General features: G+C 61.9%; 7 protein-coding genes and 1 pseudogene. All 8 read left to right on the top strand.

Features of this window, described 5'->3' with window-relative positions; all coding sequences use genetic code 11:
- The coding region (locus tag JHD07_RS14400; RefSeq protein WP_291623209.1) for an efflux RND transporter permease subunit at positions 1-796 on the top strand (796 nt) is incomplete at its 5' end.
- A 33-nt stretch (positions 797-829) separates the two neighbouring features.
- On the top strand, positions 830-1,333 hold the full coding sequence (locus JHD07_RS14395) for a DUF411 domain-containing protein (RefSeq protein ID WP_291623207.1): 504 nt from the start codon (positions 830-832) through the stop codon (positions 1,331-1,333).
- Positions 1,334-1,503: 170 nt separating this feature from the next.
- Entirely contained in the window at positions 1,504-1,932 is a 429-nt protein-coding gene (locus JHD07_RS14390; RefSeq protein WP_291623205.1) for a hypothetical protein, read from the top strand.
- Between the two features lie 527 nt (positions 1,933-2,459).
- Positions 2,460-2,956: pseudogene (locus tag JHD07_RS14380) on the top strand (multicopper oxidase domain-containing protein); the annotation flags it as partial.
- A gap of 43 nt (positions 2,957-2,999) precedes the next feature.
- Positions 3,000-3,494, top strand: coding sequence for a cupredoxin family protein (locus tag JHD07_RS14375; protein WP_291623201.1), 495 nt, complete (start codon positions 3,000-3,002; stop codon positions 3,492-3,494).
- Positions 3,491-3,793: a copper-binding protein gene (locus tag JHD07_RS14370; protein WP_291623199.1), complete on the top strand. Its 303-nt coding sequence runs from the start codon at positions 3,491-3,493 to the stop codon at positions 3,791-3,793. The genes JHD07_RS14375 and JHD07_RS14370 overlap by 4 nt, the downstream gene beginning before the upstream one ends.
- 212 nt (positions 3,794-4,005) lie before the next feature.
- Positions 4,006-4,338 (top strand): DUF305 domain-containing protein, encoded by a 333-nt coding sequence (locus tag JHD07_RS14365; RefSeq protein WP_291623197.1) that lies wholly within the window; start codon positions 4,006-4,008, stop codon positions 4,336-4,338.
- Between the two features lie 288 nt (positions 4,339-4,626).
- Positions 4,627-5,728 (top strand): calcium-binding protein (locus tag JHD07_RS14360; RefSeq protein WP_291623195.1); only part of this gene is annotated, 1,102 nt, incomplete at its 3' end.

Genomic DNA, 5,728 nt, shown 5'->3' with positions numbered 1-5,728 from the left:
GGTAGAACCGGCCCGAGGCCCGACCTCGATACGGACCGAGAACGGGCAGCTCGCGACCTACATCTACGTCGACATTCGCGACCGCGATATCGGCGGCTATGTCGCCGACGCACAGCGCGCCGTCAGCGACAGCATTCAATTCCCGGCCGGCTACTACGTAGTCTGGAGCGGCCAGTACGAATACCTAGAGCGGGCTGCCGCCCGCCTCAAGATCGTCATACCGGTCACCCTGACGATCATCTTCCTGCTGCTGTACCTGAACTTCAGGGCCATGACCGAGACCCTGATCGTCATGCTGTCCCTGCCGTTCGCGCTGGTCGGCGGCATCTGGATGATGTGGTGGCTCGGCTTCAACCTGTCGGTCGCCGTCGCCGTCGGCTTCATCGCGCTGGCCGGCGTCGCGGCCGAGACCGGCGTCGTGATGCTGATCTACCTCGATCACGCCTTGGCCGAGATGAAGGCCGGCTGCGCTGCCGCCGGGCGCGCCCTTACCCGGCGCGATCTCCACGCAGCCATCATGGAAGGCGCGGTAGAGCGTGTCCGTCCGAAGATGATGACGGTGGTCGCCATCATGGCGGGACTTCTGCCCATCATGTGGAGCACAGGCACCGGATCGGAGATCATGCAGCGTATCGCCGTGCCGATGATCGGCGGAATGATCTCGTCCACCCTACTGACGCTGATCGTGATCCCGGCGATCTTCGGCTTGCTGAAGGGACGCGGGCTCGCTGAAGGCGAAGCGCCCGCGGACGCGTCCTCACAAGGCCAAGAAAGAGAAGTATCCAGAGCGGCATGATGATGGGCCCTCGAAACACCATAAGGAGAGGAGATGCGAAGTAAGCTCGAAAACTCAAGGGTGCACGCCGATTCGATGACGCGCCGGTCGCTTGTCCGGCTCATGGCTGCAGCAGCTCTGGGCTGGCCTGCAGCTGCCGCATTCGGCGAAGAGACCACGATCACCGTGCATAAGGATCCAAACTGCGGATGCTGCTCGGGTTGGGTGCAGCATCTACGAGATTCCGATTTCGTGGTGCGAATCGAGGAAACGGCAGATCTGGACAGGATGCGGACACGTCTGGGAGTACCGCCCGATTTGGCGGCGTGCCACACTGCCGAAATCGGTGGCTTCCTCGTCGAAGGACACGTCCCGGCCGACGCCATACGTCGATTGCTGCTCGCGCGACCTAATGCGCGAGGGATCGCCGTCCCGGGCATGCCGGTCGGCTCGCCCGGGATGGAGGGCGCCCGGCAGCAGCCGTACACGGTCGTCCTATTCGGCGCCGAAGGACGACGTCCTTTCATGCGGTTCATCGGAAAGGAGCCGATCACATAGCCGGCCCCAGCGGCGCCAACCGGTTCCGGGGACGGGGGAGGAACTCGCCGCGAGAAAGAAAGTTGGCGCAGCGGGAGTTTGCGACTAAGGTCGCGCTTCTTCGGTGCCTGGACGTTTGGAGTTCGATGTTGGTGTTTTTGACGAGAGCTGGGCGGATGAGGGCGGGGCGGTTGCTCGCCCTGGTCTATCTGCTGTGCGTCATGGCGCCCTCGCTCGCCTTTGCGATTGCGGACGGCTCGCTCGCTGCCCCCTGCCTGGTGGAGAACGAGCACGGAATGGGCATCGTTCATGTCCACCATGAGACCGGCACGGCGCACGTGCACGCCGATGGACATTCCCACCATCATGCGGACGTCGGATCCGGCTCAGCCGAACACCAGGAAATCCAGACGGCTCCGGACGACGATTCCGCGCCTGCGGATCATCGCCACAAGTCTGCGGACGGTTCGTGCTGCGGCATGGTTTGCGTAAGCGCTCTGCCAGCGGCCGTCCTCGACCTGTCCAAGCCTTCCGCGTCGGCCTCGCGCTGTGCGGTCGAGGCCTACCGACGGATGGCGGACGATCCGCTTCCTACGCCTTACCGTCCCCCCAGTTCCTGAACCGATCGTGTAGACGCGGTCGGCCGCCCGTGCGGGCGTGCGTACCTGTGGTCAATCGACAGTTCAGGAAACGGATATGGTTGCGCAGTTTGGGGCGAATCCCGTCGCCGTTCATTCGGTCGCGGAAGGAGTTGGCTGTCGTGCCTTCGCGGCGATCGCAATAACAGCGACGTTGCTAGGAGGATGCATTCCGGCGGTTCCGTTGATTGGCGCGGACCCCGCGGACCCGACGGTCCCGGTACCCGCCGTTCGCTATCGGTCCGGCATTGCGCCTTACGTTAGCATGCGCCCAGTGGCCCCTTCGGGATGGAAGGATCGGAACGAGCGCGTCACCCCGACCTCGAAGACCGAGCGGTAGGAAGAGCTGATGGCGCACAAATCCAACATTCCGCAGGCACGCGGCTACGGGAGTTTTCCAGCCGGCGCTGATTGCGCTTCTCCTCTCCGCATGCGCGACGTTCTCGCCAGATGCCTGCATGACGGCAGTTGCCAGCATCGCGGACAGCACGATCAGAGAGAACGTCGCCTTGACCCCCGGCACCTATCTGCCGAAGGTCACCGAGATGACCGACTTCAACGTGTGGACATGGAAATTCCGCCTTTTTCTAGCATCGATCAGCTGCCGGTGCACCTCGGCATCAGGGTGCGCGTGCGTATCGGCAATCTCACCATGACTAATCATCCCATTCATCTGCACGGCGCCGGATGCGATGGTGATGGGATCGACGCGCATGTCGATGGGTGCGATAGACATGCCCGCCCTTGACAACACCCTGCCGATTATGAACGGCACCGGCCAGTTGGGTCCGATCGAAATGGGAGGCACGTTCACGTGATGAAGATCCGAGAGGGAATGGCCCACGACGATTACTCCGATCCCGGCCCGTACAAACTCCCGGCCGGCGCCGTGGCGTACGAAGTCGCCGCGCCCACCGCTTCCCCGGCGCGCCAGGAGACGCCGGCGCCATCGCGGCCGGCCAAGATCAAAGACCACAAATCGATCCACAAGCGGAGGAAGATGTAGGACGGAGCGAAGTGCACGCCCAATCGTCAATCTGGAGAAACCCATGAAGAAGATCGCAACGACTTGTGTTGCGGCTATGTGCCTGGCGGACGCCGCGCCGTCGGCCGCGCACGAACAGCACAGTCACGAATCGTATTCCGCGGGCGAGCCCGGCGATCCGTCGAAGCCCTCGCGCACCATCGAAGTGGAGATGAGCGAGATGGATTTCAAGCCATCGCGCATCGAGGTCAAACGCGGCGAGCAGATCCGCTTTATAGTCCGCAACGTAGGGACGGAGGATCACGAATTCCTGCTGGCCACCAAGGAAGAGAACCTTAAGCATGGCGAGTTGATGAAGAAGAATCCCAAGATGGAGCACGATGACCCGAACGGAGTGCGGCTGGCTCCCAAGAAGTCGGGAGAGATCGTGTGGAAATTCACGAAGGCCGGCGAGTTCGAATATTCGTGTCTGATCCCCGATCACCGCGACTACGGAATGATCGGCCATGTCACCGTGAAAGCACAAGTCGATTCTGAGCAGAAGAGGAGCAAACGATGAACCGAATCATTCGCAAGGCAACTGTGGTCGCGTTCGCGGCGGCGCTGTCCGCAAGCGCAGCGCTCGCTCAGTCTCCGTCGATCGACGGAGAGGTCAAGAAGATCGATGAGGGTGCCGGAAAGATCACTCTCAAGCATGGTCCGGCCAAGAGCCTCGGGATGGAGGAGCCGATGACCATGGTCTACCGCGTCAAGGATCCGGCGATGCTCAAACAGGTGAAGGTGGGCGACAAGGTCAAGTTCGACGCCGAGAGCGCGGAAGCCGGCTACACCGTCACCAAGATGGAGAAGCGGAAATAAGGGCCAGCAGTTCATTAACGCGAAGAGGAGAGATAGAGCGAGTCAGGGCATCGAAGCTACAGCGAACGTGCGCACGTCGAATGCTTATGCATTCGGGGCGCGGCGCTGCGGCTCCAGGAAATGAATTTTCGCGGCACCATCTTTCTTGTCATCAGGAACAAGCCCGTTCGGCTCGCGTTTGCGGACACTAGATGCAAACCGAGGAGATGAAGATGTCGAACAAAGCACTGCTGCGAGCCGCCTCCGGTATTCTGGCGCTCGCCTTTCTGAGCGCTGGTGCGGCAAATGCAGAGGATGCCGCGATGAAGGCCTACATGCAGTCGATGGAAAAGATGAATGCCGACATGCAGAAGGGGATGGACCGGGATCCCACGAAGGCGTGGGCAAAGATGATGATTGCCCATCATCAGGGCGCGATCGATATGTCCGAGACGGTGCTAAAGGAGACTAAGGATCCCACGATTCGGAAAATGGCAGAGAAGGGAATGGATGAGCAGAAGAAGGAGCAAAGGATGCTGAAGGAGTGGCTGTCCAAGCACGACTAGCCTCCGTATGATGCAGCAGCGCCGGTCCTCAGAGCATGGAATGGCGCGCTCGTTTCGCAGCAGAGGAATCATCGAGGACACAGGCCAGCGAGATCGCGGGCGAAGAGGTCGCTCGCCAACCTTGAGAACAGGTCCATCCCAATGGACGCGAAGGCCCTGTTGCCTGGGGGCGGATTGAGCGGGTTTGCCCTTGCAGGGCTCGCCGCGAAGTTCGCTCCATAGACTAGGAACGTTGATCGTGACGAGAACTTGTGGGGCTGGGCTGGCGATCTAAAAGGGAGTAGCGCAATGCGCAGCAAACCGCACCACTCGGACCAACCGACTCTCCAATCCTTTGACGACTACCAGCTCTACATCGGCACCGCACGCAGCAATCACCTCGCCGGGTCCGACGCGAGCATGACGGTCGCCTTCGGTCGGGGCGGAAACGATCATCTGCAAGGTGGAGCGATGGACGACGATCTGGTCGGCGGCAAGGGCAACGACCGTCTACTCGGCGGTTCGGGGGCGGACCATCTGGTGGGCGGAGCCGGCAACGACTGGCTCGTCGGCAGGGATCAGGCCGATACGCTTACGGGCGGCGCGGGCAACGACGTGCTCAACGAAGGCAGCGGTCATGGCGATCTCGACGGAGGACCGGGCAACGACCTTCTGATCGGCGGCCCAGGTGCCGACGCGTTCGTGATATCGCCCGACAGCGGCCACGACGTGATCACCGATTTTCGTTCAGGACCGGGCATGTTCGATCATCTCGCCGTCATGAACATCGAACCCGAGCAGTTCAAATTCCAGGACACTCGCGTCGGCGTGCTGATCAGTTGGGATACGGCACAAGCTGACGGCTCTGTCCTGCTGGCGGGAGTTTGGAAAAGCGATCTGGCCCAAGACGACTTCATGTTCGTCGATGACCGGCACCTGATAACCCCGACCGCCGCGGACGCCAACCATGTGACTGCGGAGCACTTCCTCAAGGACGAGGGCAACGAGGCTGCCCCTCAGTCGCCAGGTTCGACTTCGCCCCAATACCAAGCCTCCATCGACGAGAACAATGTCCAGTTCGGCACCGATGCGGCCGACGTATTCCAGGCCACCGCCAAGAACGATCTGTACTTCGGGCTCGGCGGTGACGATCGGCTCCATGGCGGGGAAGGCGACGACCACCTGGCTGGCGACGCCGGCAACGACCTTCTCGACGGAGGCAACGGCAGCGACGATCTTCGAGCCGGGGATGGCGATGACCGTCTGTACGGAGGCGCCATGAACGACAATGTGATGGGCGGCGCGGGCAACGACTACCTCAGCGCCGGCGCCGGACACGACATGCTGGAGGGCGGCCCGGGCAACGACATCCTCAATGGCGGCGACGGAGCGGACGCCTTCATGGTTTCTC

It is taken from the genome of Bradyrhizobium sp. (assembly GCF_016462955.1).
Classification (GTDB): Bacteria; Pseudomonadota; Alphaproteobacteria; order Rhizobiales; family Xanthobacteraceae; genus Bradyrhizobium.
This window is presented reverse-complemented; position numbering and strand designations above follow the sequence as displayed.